Raw genomic sequence first — 18783 nt, 5'->3', positions numbered from 1 at the left:
TCCCGCCATATCCACCATGAAGTGTCACCACCATGGCGGGGCGGATGCGGCTTGGCGTGTTAGAATTTGTTAGGAGTTGCGAGCGGATAGCCTTGCGGTATCCCATTGAAGATACTCTCAATTCAGCGCCGTAAGGAGCTCCCTGGCGGCGACGAGATCACGGGTCTGGAGGCCCTCTTGGTATCGTGCGACGAGCGGAGCGAGCAGGGCGCGGGCGTCTCGGGCTTTACCAGCTTGGCGCCAGACCCGGCCGAGACTGATGGCCCCCCGCAGCTCCCAGCCGAGCGCGCATTGGCGACGTGACAGATCGAGCGAGTCCCGGAAGCAGCTTTCGGCCTCCGCGGCCTTGCCCGACCGGGCGAGGATGTCGCCTTTGGCCCTGAGCATCTCCGGCATGTCGAAGGATTCGCCATGATCGGGAATCTCGGCGATGGCATCATTGATGGTCTGCAAGGCTTCGCCGGCCTGGTTCTGGAAGGCGAGACCCTCAGCGAGCGCAGTCGCAAACACCGTCGTCATGATCCGGTGTCGCGTCGCGTACAGCGTGGCCTGGCTGCGGCGGAGGTGCTCGATGCCGGCGGCGACGTCGCCGCGGCGAAGCAGCAGCTCACCCTTCTGGCCGATGCCGACCGCGTGATAGGGCCCGAGGAAGTGCCGCGCGGAATGATCGATCAGCCGCTCGATCAGGATTTCCGCATTGGCCAGATCGCCGACCCACAGGAACACGTAGATGGTCCAGATCAAGGAAATACCGAGAGTAAGCGGCTGTTCGAGCAGCTCGGCTTCGCGAATGGTGTATCGCGACGCCTCGATCGCACGATCGGGCCGGCCGGTGAGCCAAAGCCCGCGTGCCAGCGCCACCAGTGCGACGATGCGGTCGTCATAGCCGAGATGCCCGATATTCAGCCGCTGCGAGCCGGGATTATGCAACATCGCGCTCTCGCAGAGCTGCACTGCCTTGTCCTGGTTGCCGATTAAATGATGGGCGACCCCCAACATCCATTCGACGTTCAGCGTGCTGGCGGGATCGTTCAGCTTCCGCGCGACGCTTTCGCCCTGTTCACCGATTCCGAGTGCTCCGTGAAAATCCCCGACCCTGGTGAGGTAGATGTGTAATCCGCGCAGCAGCCAGAGCTGCCAGTGCAAATCCTGGAGCTCCCGCGCAAGCTGGAGACTGCGCGTGAATGCCGAGCGGACCGCTTCGGTATTGCCTTGCGTGAACATCGCGGAGACGCCGAGCGCGGCCTGCAAGATCATTTCATTGCGGCCATCCTCCGCGCTCGCGTCGAGGGACGCCAGCGCCTGCTGGGTCCAGCGGTAGCATTCCGTCAGCAATGTCAGCTCAAGGAAGAACTGGGCCGCTGACGCCGCCAGATCCACGCCGATCGTTCGGTCCCCGCCGTCCGAAAAGCTCCAGTTCAGCGCGGCCCGGACATTGGGCAGGTGGTCGGCATAGGGAAGAAAGCCGCCGGCACTCTGCATGCCCGTGGATTGGAGAGCGATGTCGCGCAGGAAGTCGCGAAAATATTCGGCGTGGGCGCGTGCGACGCGGTCCGCTTCGCCGTTCTCGACGAGCTTCTCCGCGACGAAGGCACGTGTGGTGTCGAGCAGGCGATAGCGCAGCCGCCGCTCCGCAGGCGAGGTCGCGATCAGCGATTTGGAAAGCAGATTGGAGATCGCCTCGGCGGCTTCTGCTTCGCCAATGCCCTGACAGGATGCGACCGCAAGCGCGGCTTCCAGGGTGAATGGCCCGACGAATGCCGACAATCCGCGCAGCGTTGCGCTTTCGGTTGCCGGCAGCAAATCATAGCTCCAGGCGAGCGCCGCACTCAGGGTGTGGTGCCGCGGGACGGCGGTGCGCCGCCCGCGCCACAGCAGCGAGAAACGGCTGTCGAGCAGAGAGGCGGTCCCGGCGATGCCATAGGCATTCACACGCCCGGCCGCGAGCTCGATGGCGAGCGCGATGCCGTCCAGCCGACGGCAGATATCGGCTACGAGCGGCGCATCCTCTTCGCTGAGCTCGAAATCGCTCAGGCTCTCTGCGATGCGTTCCACGAAGAGCTGAGTTGCAGGATAGGCAAGGATGTCGGCGATGCCGAGGCCGTCGCGCTGTGGCGGGCAATCCAATGGAAACAGCCGATGGACACGCTCACCTTCGGCGCGGAAAGATTCGCGGCTGGTGGCGAGAATATGCAGCTCGCCCGCTTCCCGGACGATGCGCTCGGCCAGAGGGGCGAGATCGTCGAGGATGTGCTCGCAACTGTCGAAGACCAGCAGCATCCGCCGGCTGCGCAGGAATGTCAGCAACCCCGGCATCGGGTCGTCGGAATTGACTGTCAGGCCCAGCGCGGCCGCAATCGTTCCCGTAACGAGCCGGGTCTCCCTCAGTGCGCCGAAATCGACAAAACACACCTGGCCGTCGAAGGCCTGGAGCTCGCGATGTGCGACCGCCAGTGCCACCGAAGTCTTGCCGATTCCGCCGGGGCCGACGATCGTGACGAAGCGATGCAAGGCCAGCTCGGCGGAAATTCTCTCGACCGCATGGTCCCGCCCGATCATCCTCGCGAGCGGCGAGGGCAGCGAGCGCGGCGCAGCAACGGGCAGGCTGGTCCGGCTCTCCGAAGGGGCGGCCTGGAGCAGCGCGGCCGTGAAGCAATAACCTCGTCCGGGGACGTTGACGACGTAGCGGGAGCCTTCGCCCGGATCGCCCAAGGCCTTGCGCAGTGTCGTGATGTGAAAGCGCAGGCTGCCTTCGTCCACATTCACGTCGGCCCAGACCCGCCGCATCAACTCACGCTTGTCCACGACCTCGCCGGCTCGCTCGGCGAGAAAAACGAGAATGTCGAGCGCACGGCCGCCGAGGTGAACCGGGGCGCCGTCCTTCTCGAGCAGCCGCGTCTTTGCGAACAGCCGGAAAGGCCCGAAAGCAATGGCCGAATCCTGGTCGTTAGTGTCCGGCACGTGCCAATCATTCCAGTGAAAGAGCTGAACTCTGCACTTTGATCTACCAGAAGGGAACCCTGAGTAAACTGGTCGAAAGTGGCGAAATCGCGTGGAGGGTGCCGGCAATTGGCCGGTCGCGCGCGACGATCCGTCGCAAATTGTACTCAAACGCGAGCATCTTGCGAAGCGATCGGGACAACCCGGCAGCGTGCTTGACCGACGAGCTCACGTTCGGAGTGCCCGTCGTCGTACCGCCATCATAACAGAATCTTGCAACGTCTAACGAGCAATGCGCACGAACTGCATCCAGTATCCGTTCCGAGTTTGGCGTTAATTCCAACGGGGAGGCTACGATGTCCGGTATCGATGCTCGGCCGAATGACGACGTCGTTCGATCTCAATTTGTGGCTAGTCTTGACGATCAGTCGCGTGACTGGGAGCTCGTGCTGCGGGAATCCCACCATCGGATGAAGAACACGCTGACGATACTCGGTGCGTCAGTCCGCCGCGATTTCACCAGAACGGGTACCAGGGACGTGTCGCTTGCAGCGGACCGGCTCGAGCGGCGCATCGTCGCCTTCGGCAGGCTCTATCAGCTCTTGTCCGACAATGACGACCATACGGCGATCCCGGTCGCGGCCTTTTTCGAAAACCTGTGCGGAGCGATTTCCGAGGCCGTGCTGGAGCCGGCGGGCATCCGCTGCGAGGCTGCGATCGAAAGCGGGACGCTGCCGGCGTCGCAATGCCATCGGCTTGCGCTGATGCTGACGGAGCTGGTGACGAATGCGGCCAAGCACGCCTTCCCGAACAGGAATGACGCACTGATCCGCATCGACATGGCCAATCGCGACGGCGCCTGGTTCTGCACGGTAACAGACAACGGGATCGGCGCGACCGGGCCGCTTCAGGGCACCGGCAGCCGGATTCTCGAAGGACTCGCACGCAGCATTCACGCCCGGCTGCAGGGCGAGGCGGGCGACGACGGCACACGCGTAACCATCGTGATGCCGATCACAGCTGCCTGAAGCTCGTCTTAGATCCAACCCAGGGAGTTCGACATGGCCACTGCCGAAATCGACCGCGACGCCGCGGCCAAGCTTTCCAATAAGCCTTCCAACAAGCCTTCCAACAAGTCTGCGAAGACGCCTTCGACATCGCCTAGCGTCGATCAGCGGCTCGAGGTGATCGTGATCCCCGTGTCCGATGTCGATCGCGCCAAGGCCTTCTACGCGCGTCTCGGTTGGCGACTGGACGCCGATTTTGCCTCCGGCGATGACTGGCGCGTGATCCAGTTCACGCCGCCGGGTTCGGCCTGCTCGGTGATCTTCGGCAGGAACGTGACGGCGGCAGCGCCGGGCTCGGCGCGAGGCTTGTACCTGATCGTCTCCGATCTGGAGGCGGCGCGAACGGATCTGCTCGACCGCGGCGTCGAGGTCAGCGCTCCATTCCACGGTGCCGGCGATGTTCACGCCGGGACCGACGAGCCTTATCTCTCCGGCAGCGTTCGGGTGAGCGGTGCTGACCCGAAGCGCGGCAGCTACGGCTCATATGCGTCGTTCAGCGATCCCGACGGCAATGGCTGGTTGTTCCAGGAGGTCACGACGCGATTGCCGGGACGGATCGCGGGCGGCGGCACGACATTCGCTTCACAGACTGCGCTGGCCGCAGCACTGCGCCGCGCGGCGGCGGCACATGGCGAGCACGAGAAGCGGACCGGCGGGCACGATGAGAACTGGGCCGATTGGTACGCCGATTACATCGTCCGCGAGCAGGCGGGCCAGCCGCTGCCATCCTGAGCTGGACAGCACAGATTCTTCGACTGATGCAAGCCGACACGGCGCGCGATGACTGAGCTCATCGCGGGCCGTGTTGCTTTGGCGGCGCGCATCGCGAGTCGACGATCGCTCTCCTCGGTGTCGCGCGGCTCGCAACGGCTAACGCGCTCTAACAACCCATAACGAGCAAATTGCCAGGGCCTGCGCCAATCTCTCGGCATGACGAACCGAGGCGTTGATGTCGAATTCGGTCAGCGTCACCGACCAAAGCCAGGGAGATCGAACATGACCACGCAAGCACGCACCGACATTCTCAATCCGGACCGCCGTCAACTGCTGACCCAGGCCGCGATGACCGCGGTCGCGGCAAGCGTGTCGAGCCTGCTGCCGCTGCATTCCGTGAAGGCCGGCGTGAGCGGGGCGGTCCGCCCGTTCCACGTCAGCGTGCCCGAGCAGGATCTGCTCGATCTCCGCCGCCGTCTCGCCGCGACGCGCTGGCCGGATCGTGAGATCGTTGCCGATCAATCGCAGGGCGTGCAGCTGACGACGGTGCAGCAACTCGTGAGCTACTGGCAGAACGACTACGACTGGCGCAAGATGGAGGCGCGGCTGAATGCCGTGCCGCAATTCGTCACCGAGATCGACGGCGTCGACATCCACTTCATTCACGTTCGCTCGCGTCACGAAAACGCGCTGCCGATGATCGTCACGCATGGCTGGCCCGGTTCGATCATCGAGCAGATGAAGATCGTCGGCCCGCTCACCGACCCCACCGCACATGGCGCGAAGGCGGCGGACGCCTTCGATCTCGTGATCCCCTCGCTGCCCGGCCACGGCTTCTCCGGCAAGCCGACGGAGCTGGGCTGGGACCCCCAGCGCGTCGCGCGCGCCTGGATCATGCTGATGAAGCGGCTCGGCTACAACCGCTATGTCGCGCAAGGCGGCGATTGGGGCAATGCCGTGACGGAGCAGATGGCGGTGATCGCGCCGCCGGAACTGCTCGGCATCCACACCAATATGCCCGCGACCGTTCCGGACGACATTGCCAAGGCGCTTCAGCCCGGCGGATCGCGGCCGTCGAACCTCTCGGCCGACGAGCGCTACGCTTACGATCAGCTCGATGATTTCTACAAGCATGGTCTCGGCTATGCGATCGAGATGTCCAACCGGCCGCAGACGCTCTATGGCCTGGTGGATTCGCCGGCGGGTCTCGCGTCCTGGATGCTCGACCATGATGCGCGCAGCACCGCGATGATCGCTCGGGTGTTCGCGGGCAAGACGGAAGGGCTGTCGCGGGACGACGTGATCGACAACATCACGCTCTACTGGCTCACCAACACCGCGGTGTCGTCGGCGCGGCTGTACTGGGAGAACAAGCTGGCATTCTTCGAGCCCAAGCACATCAAGATCCCGGTCGCCGTCAGCGTCTTCCCGGACGAGATCTACGCCGCGCCGCGCAGCTGGACCGAGAAGGCCTATCCGAAGCTGATGCACTACAACCGCCTCAATAAGGGCGGCCACTTCGCTGCTTGGGAACAGCCCGCGCTGTTCTCCTCGGAAATGCGCACCGCCTTCCGAGCGCTGCGTCAGTCGATCTGAGACCTGCGGGGACGCGCACTTCCGCGCGTTCCCTTCTTTCCCATAGACAGGAATACATCATGAACCGCCCCGAACGCAGCTTCACCACTGACCAAATCCGCGTTGAACGTCGACTGCCGTCATATTGGCGTGTCACCTTCGACATGCCCCCGGTCAATATCTTCGGCCCCAAGCAACTTCCGCTTCTGGACGACGTCGTCACGGCGATCGAGACCGATCCTGAGGTGAAGGTCGTGGTGTTCGACAGCGCCGTCGAAGGCTTCTTCATCACGCATTACGACTTCCTCGCGCCGCTGGAGGATTCGCTTCGTATCCCGCCCGGGCCGACCGGCCTGCAGGCGCTGCCCGACATGCTGGTGCGTCTCAGCCGCGCGCCGGTCGTCTCGATTGCCTCGATCCGGGGCCGCGCGACCGGCGTCGGCAGCGAGCTGGCGCTCGCGAGCGACATGCGCTTTGCCAGCCGCGAAAAGGCGATTCTGTCGCAATGGGAAGTCGGTGCGGGCCTGGTGCCCGGCGGCGGGCCGATGGCGCGGTTACCGCGCCTGATGGGCCGCGGCCGCGCGCTCGAAGTTCTGCTCGGCGCCGACGATATCCACGGCGATCTCGCTGAACGTTACGGCTATGTGAACCGGTCGCTGCCGGATGCCGAGCTCGACGGCTTCGTCGAGGCGCTGGCTATGCGCATCGCGTCCTTCGACAAGGAGGCGATTGCCGAGACCAAGCGCCTCGTCGACGTCGCGAGCCTGCCGCCGGATGTCGAGATCAAGCCGGAATGGGACGCGTTCCTGGCCTCGCTCAGCCGCCCCGCGAGTCAGACCCGCATCAAGGCGCTGATGTCGCGCGGCCTCCACCGCGCCGGTGACGTTGAGAACCGGCTCGGCTTCCACGTCGGACAGATTGGCGCCTAACGGAACCGCTGCGGCGTTCGGCCGGGCGGAACGGCGACAGGTGGTCGTGCCAATGTCGCTTTCGTCCGGTACCGAGCCCCGGTGCTGAAATCAAACATGGAGAATTGAGATGATCCGCAAGGCAACAGCAGTCTGGAAAGGCACCGGTCGCGATGGCACCGGTCAGCTATCGAGTGAATCCGGCGTGCTCGCCGCGACGCCCTATTCGTTCAAGACCCGCTTTGAGAACGAGAAGGGCACCAATCCCGAGGAGTTGATCGCGGCGGCCCATGCCGGTTGCTTCACCATGGCGCTGGCCTTCGGTCTGCAGCTCGCCGGCTTCACGCCTGACGAGCTCTCGACAGAAGCCGCGGTCACGCTCGAACCTGAAGGCAAGGGTTTCAAGATCAGCAAATCGGCGCTGACGTTGCGTGCCAAGGTGCCGAACCTCGATGACGCAGGTTTCGCCAAGATCGCCGGCGAAGCCGAGAAGAACTGCCCGGTGTCGAAGGTGCTCAACGCCGCAATTACGCTTGACGCCAAGCTGATATAGCTCAACACACCAGGACTGCCGTCATGCCCCGCCAACATCAGCCGGACGAAGACAGGTTCCGGGCCATTCTGCCCGAGGATATCGCATGGCAGCCGTTTCCGGCATTCCCGCCGGACGCGCGGCTGGCCGTCATGGTTGGCCACCCCAGTGAACCCGCGCCTTACGTAGTCCGGGTGAAAGTGCCCGGCGGCACCAGGCTGATGCCGCACAAGCATCCGGAGGACCGCATCTACACAGTCATGTCGGGTGTGTTCTACATCGGGCTCGGCGAAAGCTTTGACGGCGACAAAGTAAAGGCTTATCCGCCGGGCAGTGTTATCGTGCTGCCCGGCGAGACCTGGCATTTTCATTGGGCGAAGTCCGGCGAATACGTCACGCAGGTTTCAGCCATCGGCCCATTGGGCCTGGAGTATCACGACGACCATGATGACCCGCGCCTGCGTGCCATCGCAGAACAGCGGTAAGCATCTCAGCTAAACGGATGGAGCATCGAATGACAACGGAACGCGCAATTCTGGCCGGAGGCTGCTTCTGGGGCATGCAGGATCTGATCCGCAAGCAGCCGGGCGTGATCTCCACCCGTGTCGGCTACACCGGCGGCACGGTGAAGAATGCCACCTACCGCAATCATGAAGGTCATGCCGAAGCGATCGAGATCACCTTCGATCCCGCCAAGACCAGCTTCCGGACCATGCTGGAGTTCTTCTTCCAGATCCACGATCCGACCACGCTCAACCGCCAGGGCAATGATTTGGGCACGAGCTATCGCTCGGCGATCTTCTATATGAGCGACGAACAGAAGCGGATCGCAAAGGACACGATTGCAGACGTCGAGGCGTCCGGTCTCTGGCCTGGCAAGGTCGTGACCGAGGTCGCGCCCGCGGGCGAGTTCTGGGAAGCCGAGCCGGAGCATCAGGATTATCTCGAACGCTATCCGGACGGCTACACTTGCCACTTCATCCGCCCCGACTGGAAGCTGCCGCGGCGCGGGGCTGCAGCGGCAGGCTAAAGCTGGTCGTCGCTATTGCCGGGTGGAGCCATGGCTGAAATCCGCGAGATCATCGCCCTGATCCGCAGAGCACATCGACCGCTTTTCGGGACATCTCTCTCAGCTCGGAGCGGCGGGCGCCGGCACGGGCGCGAATGGCAATGGTGTGCATCGTGGCTGAAGCGAGAATGGCAAGCGCCGCCGGATCGGCGTCGCGCTTTAGCTCGCCCTTGTCCTGCGCGAAGCGGAAGCGGGCTTCGAAATCGGCATCTATCATGCGCAGTCCCGCCGCGACGCTGCTCCGGATCGCGGCATCTTCTGCGACTTCGGTCACCGCCGTCCCCACCACGAAGCAGCCGCGCGCGGCTCCCTTGCCGGAAAAATAGATCGACAGCGCCGCGTCATAGGCCAGCATCAGCGCTTCGTCCAAGGGATGGTCCCCGGCGAGAGCCTCACGCGTCGCGGCCAGGCTGATCTCCCAATAACGCGCGAGCGCCTCGAGATAGAGCGCATGCTTGTTGCCGAACACTGCGTAGAGGCTCGGCGGACTCATGCCGGTCGCCGCAGCGACCTTGTCCAGGGAGGTACCGGAATAGCCCGTCCTCCAGAACGTTTCCGTTGCCCGCTTCAAGGCCGTCTCTGCGTCGTAGGCCGGTGGCCGTCCCCGGCGGGCCGGGCTCGTTTCGCTCTTTTTCCGTGCCATGTCGTCAGAATCCCGGTTGCCACGTTCCACACATATATTTGTATGGACCGTTATAAAAATCAAGGTCGCGCCCTTGATCGCCACGTAGGAGTACAATATTTGTAACGATCGTTATTAAATGAGTTGAACCCGAGGATATTCCGATGCGTTTCGATTTTGCGCCAATCGCCGGCGGGCTTGGTGATCGCAACAGCTTCCGCCCGAGCGAGGCCGCCGCGCAATGGTTCGGGACAGGGCTCGGCAAGCGGCTGCGACGGCCGCTGATGCTCGCGCTGCCGATGGCGGTGGCCGTGGTCGGCGCCTTCATCTATCTGGCGCAGGAGCAATATGTCTCGACCGACGACGCATTCGTTCGCGCCGCCAAGGTGACCATCAATGCCCGGGTTTCCGGCCAGGCGGTCGAGATCGCCGTGCGTGACAATCAGCGCGTCCGGCGGGGCCAGGTGCTGTTTCGCATCGACCCGGAGCCTTATGAAATTGCCGTCGACCAGGCCGAGGCGCGCCTCGGAAGTGCGCGGCTCCAGATCGAATCCCTCAAGGCGACCCATCGTCAGCAGCTGGCGGAGCTGCAATCGGCCAAAGAATCTGCTGCCTTCGACGAGCGCGAGTTCGATCGCAAGAAGATGCTGGTTGCCTCCGACTTCACGCCGCGCGCGGTCTACGAGCGGGCCGAGACGGACATGAAGGTCGCTCGCCACCGCATGGTGTCGATCGAACAGCAGATCGCCAATACAATCGTTGCCCTCAATGGCGATGCCGACATCGACATCGATCGCCATCCGACCGTTCGCGCGGCCAGGGCACAGCTCGACCGTGCGCGGCTCGATCTCTCCTATGCCACCGTGACGGCGCCCGAGGACGGCATCGTGACCAAGGTGGACGATCTCCAGATCGGCGGCTTCGTCAATGCCGGGGCACCGACGTTCTCGCTGCTGTCGAGCCGGCACGTCTGGGTCGAGGCGAATTTTCGCGAGACCGGTCTCAATCATATGCGTCCAGGGCAGGAGGCGACGATCGACGTCGATGCCTATCCGGATCGCAAGTTCAGGGCGCATATCGTCAGCATGAGTCCCGGCACCGGATCGGACTTCTCGCTCCTGCCGCCCGAGAATGCGACGGGAAACTGGGTCAAGGTCGTCCAGCGATTGGCGGTGCGCCTGGAACTCGACGATCTCGATCCAAGCCGGCCGCTGTTCTCGGGCATCAGCGTGACGGCGCGGGTTGATACCGGCCATCGCCGCAGCTGGGCACATCTGCTCCAACCCGCGCGCGCAACGGAGGGAAAATGAGTACGCCCCTTCCATCGACCACGGCGCCCGGTGGTCGTCACGCGATCGCCGCGGCCGCCCTCATGGCGACCTACATGCAGGCCGTCAACATTTCGATACCGAACGTGGCGCTACCTCATATTCAGGCGACGCTCTCGATGGCCAATGACGAGGTCGGCTGGGTGTTTTCCTCTTATATCGCTGCGAGCGCCGTGACAATGTCGATCACGCAATGGCTGGCGGGACGCTACGGCCGGAAAGTGGTCTATCAGGCCGCCGTCACGATTTTCGTGTTGGGTCTCGCCCTCGATACACTGGCGACGACCTCGATCCAGTTCGTGCTGGCGCGAATCCTCCAGGGCGCGGCGAGCGGACCGCTGGCGCCGCTCTCGCTGGCGATCCTGCTCGAGGCGACATCGCCGGTGCGACATGCGCGCATGAGCCTGGCGTGGACCGTCTGCTCCCTGCTCGGCATCAGCAGCGGCCCAGCCATTGGCGGTTGGCTCAGTGAATATTACGGCTGGCCCGCGATCTTCTATTTCAGCCTGCCGATGACGGGCTTCATTTTCCTGACGACGGCTCAGCTGCTCGGCGAGAAGCGGGCCGAGCGGAGCCAGCCCTTCGACTTCTTCGGCCTGACGACGTTCTCCGTCGGCATGATCGGGTTGCAGATGTTGCTCGACCGCGGCGAGCGCCTCGAATGGTTTGCCGCGACGGAAATCTGGATCGAGGCGGGCGCCTCCGTGCTCGGCTTCTATCTCTTCATCGTGCACGTCATGACGACAAAGGAGCACTTTCTCCGCACGGCGCTGTTCAGGGACCGCAATCTCGTGCTCTCGACGGTCATCTCCTTCGCGCTTGGCTTCGTGCTGCTGCCGACCCTGGCCCTGACGTCCCCGATGCTGGAGGAATTGCTCAACTACCCCGTCGACACCACCGGATACATGACTGTTCCGCGCGGCGTCGCACTGATGGGAGCGCTGGTGCTGACGAGCCTGGTCCCCGCGCAGATCGACTACCGGCCGTTCCTCGTGGGTGGAATGACGCTGGTGGTCTATGCCAACTGGCTGATGCTAGGCTATTCGCCGGCGATGGATTGGCGGCCGGTGGTCGAGGCCGGCCTGCTCCAGGGAGCGGGTCTCGGCATGTTGCTGCCCGCGCTCGCCAGGGCCGCGTTCGGCACGCTCGACCCGAAGCTCCGCCCGGAAGGCAGCGCGTTGATCAATCTGTCACGCCTCTATGGCAGCACCATTGGCATCGCGGTCGTCCAGCTCTTCTTCTACGCCAACACGCAGGCTGTGCACGCCGCACTCGCAAAGAATCTCACGCCCTATCGTGTCGCCGCTTATGTCGGGGGCTCGGTCGGCAAGCCGGGCCTTGCGGCCCTCAACGGCATGGTCACGCGTCAGGCGGCGACCGTCGCGGTCATCGACCAGTTCGAGATCCTGATGTTCGCCATGCTCGTCGTGATTCCGCTCGTGTTTTTTCTCCGTAAGCCGCGGCCTACCGGTTAACGCCTTGAGCCGTGGAACGACATCGCATCGTCAATTCCGAATACCTCGTCCCTTACTTTTGGGGGAGCCGTGGACAAGCAAAGGAGCATCAGCATGACTTCGTCAGATACGCTTCGTTATACGAGAATTCCAACTCATCAATCCGGGACGATTCCCGCGGTGGGATTTGGCACGCTGATTCCGGATCCGCTCGTGACCAGGCGGGCCACCAAGGCTGCGTTGGAGGCCGGATTTCGACATCTTGATTGCGCGGAGCGCTATCGCAACGAGGAAGCGGTCGGCGACGCGCTGCAGGAGACCTTCAAGGCGGGGACGCTTCAGCGCAAGGACCTGTTCGTTACGACGAAGCTATGGAACACCAATCATCGGCCGGAACGGGTCAGGCCTGCCTTCGACGCCAGTCGCCGGCGGCTGCAGCTCGACGAGATCGATTGCTACATCATCCATACGCCCTTCGCCTTTCAACCCGGCGACGAGCAGGACCCGAGGGATGAGCACGGTCGGGTCATCTATGATTCTGGGGTTACGCTGGCCGAAACGTGGGGGGCGCTGGAACGCCTTGTCGACGAGGGGCACTGCAAGTCGATCGGCCTGTCGGACATCACCCTGGACAAGCTACGCGAGATCGTTTCGGTCGCGCGGATCAGGCCCGCCATGGTGCAAGTCGAATCGCATCCGTATCTCCCCGAATGGGACCTGCTCGACTTCTGTCGAGAGCACGGAATTGTGCTGCAGGCGTTTGCAGCGCTGGGACACGCGATGAAGCCGAACGTCCTGGCTGATCCGGTGATCACTGCCATCGCGGAGCGTGTGCACAAGACACCGGCTCAAATTGCGCTGGCGTGGGCCGTCCAGCGCGGCACCGCTTTCCTGACGACTTCGACCAATCCCCGGCGCATCCAGGAAAACTTCGATATTTCAGCCTTGCCCGAAGACGCCATGCGAGAGATGAGGGACCAGATCACGACAAACATCAGGTTCAACACGGTCGTCGAGACCGGCGTGCCCGGATTCATCCCGCGGGCTGGATGAATCAGTGCCGGTCAGCCGACTCGTCAAGCCCGGAGCTGCTCGATCAAATCGTGGGCGCTACGGATCTCGGCGATGCCGGCGCCCTCTTTGAAAGGCCCGCATGCGCGTTCCAGAATTGCCAAGGCTTCCGTGGTCTGGCCAGCCCCAATCATGAACCGCGCCAGGCTGACCGCGCTCCGCAGCTCCCAGAAGCGCGCGCCTTGCTGGACGGCAATGTCCATGGCCTCGCGAAAGTGCGCCTCGGCGTCTTCCGAATGCCGAGTGCTCCTGAGCATCAACTCTCCCTTGATGCGGATCAGCTCCGGCAGATACCAGAGCTCCTGCCGGTCGTTGCAGCGGGTCAGGACATCCTCGATCACGTCGAGCCCGCGATCGACCTGGTCGGCCTCTCCGGAACACGCGGCGAGCTCGCCGAGCAGGGGCAGAAAGCGCGGCAGGAAGCGCGCATCGCCGGCGCGATTGAGCTCCTCACGCAGCAGCGGCAACCCGGTCGTGACGTCGCCGCACTTGACCATGACCGCGGCATTGAAGGCCCGCGCCCACAGGCCCCACAGCCGGATCGCGTGGCGCTCGGTGTGTTCGAGCAGCTCGGCGCCGTGACGTTCCGCAGCGTCGAAATCGCCGGACCAGAAGGCGATAGGGCAGGCGGCTTGTCCAAGCACGCTGCAGAAGGTCAGCGCGTGGCCGTTGGCCCGGCCTTCCTCGATGTTTCTGGCGGTAAGGGCCTGAGCCTGATCGGCCAGGCCCTGAAGCCACAGGATGCGAGCCCGAAAATATTGCGTCGAGATTCTCAGATCGAGCGGAAAGATTTTCGGCTTCTCCGCCAACACATGCAGCGATGCATTGACCCGCTCGATGCGCAGCCGAGCCTCGTTCTGATCCCCGAGATAGTGCAGCGCCACGGCCATCAGCCGGTCGCCCAGCATGACATCGGTCTTGTCGGGCGAGTTCGCGGCCGCGTTCGCAAAGCGATCGGCGAGCGCACGGGCCTTGCCGAACTGTCCGTTGTTGAACTGGTCGATGCACAAGCCCCAGAGCGCGCGCAGCCGGAAATCCTTGTCGTCGAGCCTGTCAGCAAGCTCAAGGGTCGTCTCGAGGATCGGCCGCGCCTCGCGCGCGCGGCCCTCGCCATACATCAGCGACCAGCCGAGCGCCGACAGCAGCTGCATGCGGATGCGGTTATCGTCGGCGGTGTCTCCGAGCGCCGCGAGCGCCGTTCTGCTGCGCTCACGGCACTCCGCGAACAGCGAAAGACGCACCCACAGCGTGACCGCGGCCGCCGTCAGCGCGATACCGAGTCTCGCCTCGCCGTCGGGGCCGAAGGCCCAGTCCAACGCCGCACGCACATTGTCCAGCTCCGCGCCATAGATGCTCAGCCATTCGGGCAGCGGCGTCGAAATATCCGCCTCCGCGCGCTGGAATAAATCGCGAAAATGCTCGGCATGACGCCGCGCGAACTGCCTGGCTTCGCCGAGCTCGTTGAGTTTTCCGTATGCATAGGTGCGCGTGGTGTCGAGCAGCCGATAGCGCAGCGTGCGCGAGCCGGACGGCGAAATAAGCGACTTGGTCACCAGGCTGTCGATTGCTTCGAGAGTCTCGGATGCATTGAGTCCGTCACCGGACGCGACCGCGGCAGCCGCCTCCGGCGCGAAAGGCCCAGCGAAGACCGACAGGCGTCGCAGCGTGGCGCTCTCCACGGGAGGCAGAAGGTCGTAGCTCCAGTCGAGAGCCGCAGCGAGCGTCTGGTGCCGCGGCACGGCGGTACGCCGGCCCCGCCATTGCAGCGAAAAGCGGCTGTCGAGCAGGGATGCCGTGCCGGCGATGCCGTAAGCATTGACGCGGCCCGCCGCGAGCTCGATCGCCAGCGCGATGCCGTCGAGGCGCCGGCAGATGCTCGCGACGAGGGGCGCCTCCTCTGCACTGAGCTGGAACGGGCCCGAGCTCTGCGCAATGCGGTCCACAAAGAGTTGAGCCGCGGGATAGGCAAGGACCTCGTCGACAGCAAGCCCTTCGCGCTCGGGCGGACAATCCAGCGGGAACAGCCGGAAAATCCGCTCGCCTTCGCTGCGGAACGATTCGCGGCTGGTTGCGAGAACACGAAGCTGCGGTGCCTCGCGAACGATGTGCTCGACCAGCGGCGCCAATTGATCCAACACATGTTCGCAACCGTCGAAGATCAGCAGGGCCGGGCCGGTCTTCAGAAACGTCAGCAGAGCCGGCGTCGGATCCTCCGCGCTGATGGTCAGTCCGAGCGCCGAAGCAATGGTGGTCGCGATGTGACTGGCATCCCTCAGCGGACCGAAATCGACGAAGAAGACTCGCCCGTCGAAATCCTGGGAACGGCGATGCCCGACGGTGACGGCGACCGAGGTCTTGCCGATGCCGCCCGGGCCGACGACGGTCATGAAGCGATAGAGCGAAAGTCCGTTCGAGATCTTCTCGATGACATCTTCCCGGCCGACCATCCTTGTGAGCTGAGCGGGCAGGGAGCGGGGAGGGGCGGTTTCGGCCGGGAGCGGGGCGGCCGGCAGAGCTGCTTGAGCGAACGAGGCGACAAAACAATAGCCTCGGCCCGGCACGTTGACGACGTAACGGGCCGACTTGCCGGTGTCGCCGAGCGCCTTGCGCAGCGCCGCGACGTGGAAGCGCAGGCTGCCCTCGTCGACATTGACGCCGGCCCAGATGCGCTTGACCAGCTCTCTCTTGTCGACGACTTCTCCGGGGCGTCCGGCAAGGAAGATGAGAATGTCGAGCGCGCGGCCGCCGACATGAAGCGGCGAGCCCTCCTTCTCCAAGAGCCGGGACTTCGGAAACAGTCGAAATGGCCCAAAGGAAATGGCCGAGTCTTCGCTACGATCTGGCACGCGCCATCGCCCCCTCGAAGGGAGTCAAAAGGTATTACTTTTTGGTCTACCAGAACGAGGCGTACAGTAAACTGGCCGAAAGCAGTGGGCAGGGCTGGCAGCCCTGCGTGGACGGCTTGGGTCGGCTCGCTCGCGAAATTATGCTTGGAAAGTAAAGAGTTAGGCCGACGTGACAATGCGATGACACCGGGGTTCGTCCGGATGGAGCATTGACTGTGGTGCCGGATTGCTGCGATGGCATGGTCCGGGAGCCGGTCCCGCCACCACATTGACTGCCGACTTCCGGAATTTCCAGCATGGCCTCTTTCACGCGGCGACAATTCGTGCACGCGTTGACAAGCGCGGCGGCGCTCGCCGCGCTTCCCCGCAGCGGACAAGCCGCCGACTATCCGTCTCGTCCCATTCGCCTGGTGATTCCCTACGGAGCCGGCGGATCGGGCGACCAGATCGCGCGCCCCTGGGTGGACAGGATGCCGTCGCTGCTGGGGCCGACCTTCGTCGAATATATCGGCGGCGCGGGCGGCGCCATCGGGACCGCGGCGGTCGCGCGCGAGGAGCCCGACGGCTATTCGCTGCTGCTCGGCAACGGCAGCACGCAGGTCATCATTCCCATGACGTCGGCGAATCCCGGATATTCCGTTGGCGATTTCCGCGCCATCTACCGCCTGATCAACAGCGCGCTGGTTTTCGCCATCAATCCTTCGGTGCCCGCCGCAAACCTGCGCGAATTGATCACCTATGCGAAAGCCAATCCGGGAAAGCTGTCCTATGGCACGCCGGGGATCGCCACCGGAAACCATCTGGTCGGCGAGTCCTTCAAGCAGCAGGCCGGTGCGCTGGACATCGTCCACGTGCCCTATCGGGGCATCGCGCAGGCGACCAACGATCTCGTCAGCGGCCAGATATCGCTCGTCATTGCCGTCATGTCCGTTCAATTGCAGCAGTTGGCTCAAGCGGGGAAAGTCAGACTGCTGGCGGTCACCACCGAAACGCGGCTGAGCGGCGCGCCCGAGATCCCGACCGCCGTCGAATCCGGCATGCCCGGCATCCGGTATGAGGGCTGGTTCGGTCTGTTCGCACCCAAGGACACCGGCGATGCGATCATCGAGCGGATCGCGCAGGCGACGCGGCTCGCCATGGCCGATTCGGCGCTTCTGGCGAGCTATCGCGCCCAGGGCATGGAGCCGGACAACGATTCAAGCCCGGACAAATTCCAGCGCATCGTCGAGGCCACATCCGCAAGCCTCGCGCCCCTGATCAAATCGATCGGGCTGAGCAATTTGTGAGGCCGCTCAGCCGTCGGCGCGCGTGACAATGCGCGCCGTCAGCGTGACGAGACCCATCAGCGCGGCCAGGAGCCAGAACGCGACCGGCAATCCGCCAAGGCGTGCGACGAAGCCGACACCGGCGGGGCCGACGAGAACGCCGGCGTAGCCGGCGGTCGTGATCGCTGCGACGGCGAGCCCCGTGGGCATCACCGTCTGCCTCGCCGCCCGGCGGAACAGCACCGGCACGAGGTTCGATGCGCCGAGGCCGATGAGCAGGAAGCCGGCCACAGCCACCGCCACGACGGGAGCCGTGAGCAGGACCACGAAACCCGCGATCGCAATCAGGCTGCCCCAGAACAATGTGGTGCGGTCTCCGATGCGCGCGACGACGGCGTCGCCGCCGAGCCGCCCGATCGTCATCGCGACCGAGAACACGATATAGCCGATCCCGCCCTGCGCCTCGGAAACGAGGCCCGCGCCGATGACGAGCAACGCGCCCCAATCGAGCATCGCGCCTTCGACCAGGAAGGTGATGGCGCAAAGCAGTGCGAGCAGGAGCACGGCGCCATGCGGCAGCACGAACAGCGGTCCCTCCTGCACCTGCACGGAGCGAAGCAGCCGCGGCCAGGCCACAAGCATCGCGATCAGCATCAGGACGGAGCAGATCAGCGTGCAAGCGAGCGCGCCGAGTTGCAGCGAGAGCAGTGCGGTCATGAGCGCGGCCCCGGCGAAGCCGCCGATGCTGAACAGCGCGTGGAAGCCGGACATCAGCGGACGTCCCGCGGCGCGCTCCACCTCCACCGCGTGGATGTTCATGGCGACGTCGATGGAACCGAGCGCGGCGCCGAATGCGAGAAGTGCCAGCGCCAGCGTCGCCGGCGAGCTCGCGATTGTCAGCAGAGGCAGGACCAAGGCAAGACCGAGCCCGCCCGCAATGATGATCGGCTTGCTGCCATAGCGCGCGCTCAGCACGCCGGTCAGAACCATCGCGATGACCGAGCCGATGCCAAGGCTGAGCAGGAGCAGTCCGAGGATGCCGTCGTCGACGGCGAGCCGCGCCTTCGCGAACGGCACCAGCGGTGCCCAGCACGCGATGCCGAAGCCCGCGACGAGGAAGGCAAGCCTGGTCGCAAGGCGTGTCGCCGGCTTGTCGGCAGAAGACATGGGAACTCCGGGGAGAGGAATTAGGGCGGGGGCGATCGACAAGCCTCGCAATTGTTGCGTCTTTATGTCCGCGGCGGACTCGAATTTGTCGCAGGCGGCCCTGGGCGGACGGAACGCCAGTGCGAACAAAGGAGTGAGGCTTCGTAGCCCGGATGGAGCGCAGCGCAATCCGGAGCCGCTCGCGCGCATTCGGCACCGTCCCGGATTACGCTTGCGCTCCATCCG

15 protein-coding genes are annotated in these 18783 nt (G+C 64.3%); 11 read left to right on the top strand and 4 right to left on the bottom strand.

Annotated features, from left to right (window positions below):
• Positions 1 to 117: 117 nt before the first annotated feature.
• Positions 118 to 2961: a winged helix-turn-helix domain-containing protein gene (locus IVB47_RS03590; protein ID WP_247459882.1), complete on the bottom strand. Its 2844-nt coding sequence runs from the start codon at positions 2959 to 2961 to the stop codon at positions 118 to 120.
• A gap of 335 nt (positions 2962 to 3296) precedes the next feature.
• Between IVB47_RS03590 and IVB47_RS03585 the strand changes: the two genes are divergently transcribed.
• From IVB47_RS03585 to msrA, 7 genes are all read left to right on the top strand, one after another.
• On the top strand, positions 3297 to 3968 hold the full coding sequence (locus tag IVB47_RS03585) for a sensor histidine kinase (protein ID WP_247459880.1): 672 nt from the start codon (positions 3297 to 3299) through the stop codon (positions 3966 to 3968).
• A 33-nt stretch (positions 3969 to 4001) separates the two neighbouring features.
• Positions 4002 to 4739: a VOC family protein gene (locus IVB47_RS03580; RefSeq protein WP_247459877.1), complete on the top strand. Its 738-nt coding sequence runs from the start codon at positions 4002 to 4004 to the stop codon at positions 4737 to 4739.
• A gap of 264 nt (positions 4740 to 5003) precedes the next feature.
• A complete protein-coding gene (locus tag IVB47_RS03575) occupies positions 5004 to 6317 on the top strand; it encodes an epoxide hydrolase family protein (protein WP_247459875.1) in 1314 nt (437 codons plus the stop codon).
• Between the two features lie 59 nt (positions 6318 to 6376).
• Complete coding sequence (locus IVB47_RS03570) at positions 6377 to 7225, top strand: enoyl-CoA hydratase/isomerase family protein (RefSeq protein ID WP_247459873.1); 849 nt, start codon at positions 6377 to 6379, stop codon at positions 7223 to 7225.
• Between the two features lie 109 nt (positions 7226 to 7334).
• Complete coding sequence (locus IVB47_RS03565; protein WP_027566489.1) at positions 7335 to 7757, top strand: OsmC family protein; 423 nt, start codon at positions 7335 to 7337, stop codon at positions 7755 to 7757.
• 23 nt (positions 7758 to 7780) lie between these two features.
• Positions 7781 to 8221 (top strand): cupin domain-containing protein, encoded by a 441-nt coding sequence (locus IVB47_RS03560; protein ID WP_247459871.1) that lies wholly within the window; start codon positions 7781 to 7783, stop codon positions 8219 to 8221.
• Positions 8222 to 8250: 29 nt separating this feature from the next.
• Positions 8251 to 8766 carry a peptide-methionine (S)-S-oxide reductase MsrA gene (msrA, locus tag IVB47_RS03555; RefSeq protein ID WP_247290708.1) on the top strand — a complete coding sequence of 172 codons (516 nt, stop codon included), beginning with the start codon at positions 8251 to 8253 and terminating at the stop codon, positions 8764 to 8766.
• A 49-nt stretch (positions 8767 to 8815) separates the two neighbouring features.
• On the opposite strand, the gene IVB47_RS03550 is transcribed toward msrA, so the two are convergent.
• Positions 8816 to 9532, bottom strand: a complete 717-nt coding sequence (locus IVB47_RS03550; RefSeq protein WP_247459869.1) for a TetR/AcrR family transcriptional regulator — start codon at positions 9530 to 9532, stop codon at positions 8816 to 8818.
• A 59-nt stretch (positions 9533 to 9591) separates the two neighbouring features.
• Here IVB47_RS03550 and IVB47_RS03545 point away from each other — a divergent pair, with 59 nt between their 5' ends.
• The 3 genes from IVB47_RS03545 to IVB47_RS03535 all read left to right on the top strand — a co-directional run bounded on the left by IVB47_RS03545 (position 9592) and on the right by IVB47_RS03535 (position 13262).
• On the top strand, positions 9592 to 10737 hold the full coding sequence (locus IVB47_RS03545) for an HlyD family secretion protein (protein WP_247459867.1): 1146 nt from the start codon (positions 9592 to 9594) through the stop codon (positions 10735 to 10737).
• Positions 10734 to 12230, top strand: coding sequence for an MDR family MFS transporter (locus tag IVB47_RS03540; RefSeq protein WP_247459865.1), 1497 nt, complete (start codon positions 10734 to 10736; stop codon positions 12228 to 12230). Before IVB47_RS03545 ends, IVB47_RS03540 begins: the two co-directional genes overlap by 4 nt.
• 93 nt (positions 12231 to 12323) lie before the next feature.
• The gene (locus IVB47_RS03535) at positions 12324 to 13262 is read left to right on the top strand and encodes an aldo/keto reductase (RefSeq protein WP_247459863.1); all 939 of its coding nucleotides are present in this window, start codon (positions 12324 to 12326) and stop codon (positions 13260 to 13262) included.
• 23 nt (positions 13263 to 13285) lie between these two features.
• Here the strand turns inward: IVB47_RS03535 and IVB47_RS03530 are convergent, their stop codons facing one another.
• Positions 13286 to 16126: a winged helix-turn-helix domain-containing protein gene (locus IVB47_RS03530; RefSeq protein ID WP_247459861.1), complete on the bottom strand. Its 2841-nt coding sequence runs from the start codon at positions 16124 to 16126 to the stop codon at positions 13286 to 13288.
• 296 nt (positions 16127 to 16422) lie between these two features.
• Between IVB47_RS03530 and IVB47_RS03525 the strand changes: the two genes are divergently transcribed.
• Entirely contained in the window at positions 16423 to 17412 is a 990-nt protein-coding gene (locus tag IVB47_RS03525; RefSeq protein WP_247459859.1) for a tripartite tricarboxylate transporter substrate binding protein, read from the top strand.
• A gap of 6 nt (positions 17413 to 17418) precedes the next feature.
• On the opposite strand, the gene IVB47_RS03520 is transcribed toward IVB47_RS03525, so the two are convergent.
• Positions 17419 to 18558: an MFS transporter gene (locus tag IVB47_RS03520; protein WP_247359055.1), complete on the bottom strand. Its 1140-nt coding sequence runs from the start codon at positions 18556 to 18558 to the stop codon at positions 17419 to 17421.
• Positions 18559 to 18783: the final 225 nt, after the last annotated feature.

The organism is Bradyrhizobium sp. 62 (assembly GCF_023073035.1).
Taxonomy (GTDB): Bacteria; Pseudomonadota; Alphaproteobacteria; order Rhizobiales; family Xanthobacteraceae; genus Bradyrhizobium.
Note: the sequence above shows the minus strand (reverse complement) of the source record. Positions and strands in the feature narration are given on the sequence as shown.

What these genes read in the sequence shown, in the direction of transcription:
- IVB47_RS03580 (WP_247459877.1), top strand. Translation starts at nt 4,002, where the DNA reads ATGGCCACTGCCGAAATCGACCGCGACGCCGCGGCCAAGCTTTCCAAT.
- IVB47_RS03585 (WP_247459880.1), top strand. Translation starts at nt 3,297, where the DNA reads ATGTCCGGTATCGATGCTCGGCCGAATGACGACGTCGTTCGATCTCAA.
- IVB47_RS03545 (WP_247459867.1), top strand. Translation starts at nt 9,592, where the DNA reads ATGCGTTTCGATTTTGCGCCAATCGCCGGCGGGCTTGGTGATCGCAAC.
- IVB47_RS03570 (WP_247459873.1), top strand. Translation starts at nt 6,377, where the DNA reads ATGAACCGCCCCGAACGCAGCTTCACCACTGACCAAATCCGCGTTGAA.
- msrA (WP_247290708.1), top strand. Translation starts at nt 8,251, where the DNA reads ATGACAACGGAACGCGCAATTCTGGCCGGAGGCTGCTTCTGGGGCATG.
- IVB47_RS03540 (WP_247459865.1), top strand. Translation starts at nt 10,734, where the DNA reads ATGAGTACGCCCCTTCCATCGACCACGGCGCCCGGTGGTCGTCACGCG.
- IVB47_RS03565 (WP_027566489.1), top strand. Translation starts at nt 7,335, where the DNA reads ATGATCCGCAAGGCAACAGCAGTCTGGAAAGGCACCGGTCGCGATGGC.
- IVB47_RS03520 (WP_247359055.1), bottom strand. Translation starts at nt 18,558, where the DNA reads ATGTCTTCTGCCGACAAGCCGGCGACACGCCTTGCGACCAGGCTTGCC.
- IVB47_RS03535 (WP_247459863.1), top strand. Translation starts at nt 12,324, where the DNA reads ATGACTTCGTCAGATACGCTTCGTTATACGAGAATTCCAACTCATCAA.
- IVB47_RS03560 (WP_247459871.1), top strand. Translation starts at nt 7,781, where the DNA reads ATGCCCCGCCAACATCAGCCGGACGAAGACAGGTTCCGGGCCATTCTG.
- IVB47_RS03525 (WP_247459859.1), top strand. Translation starts at nt 16,423, where the DNA reads ATGGCCTCTTTCACGCGGCGACAATTCGTGCACGCGTTGACAAGCGCG.
- IVB47_RS03575 (WP_247459875.1), top strand. Translation starts at nt 5,004, where the DNA reads ATGACCACGCAAGCACGCACCGACATTCTCAATCCGGACCGCCGTCAA.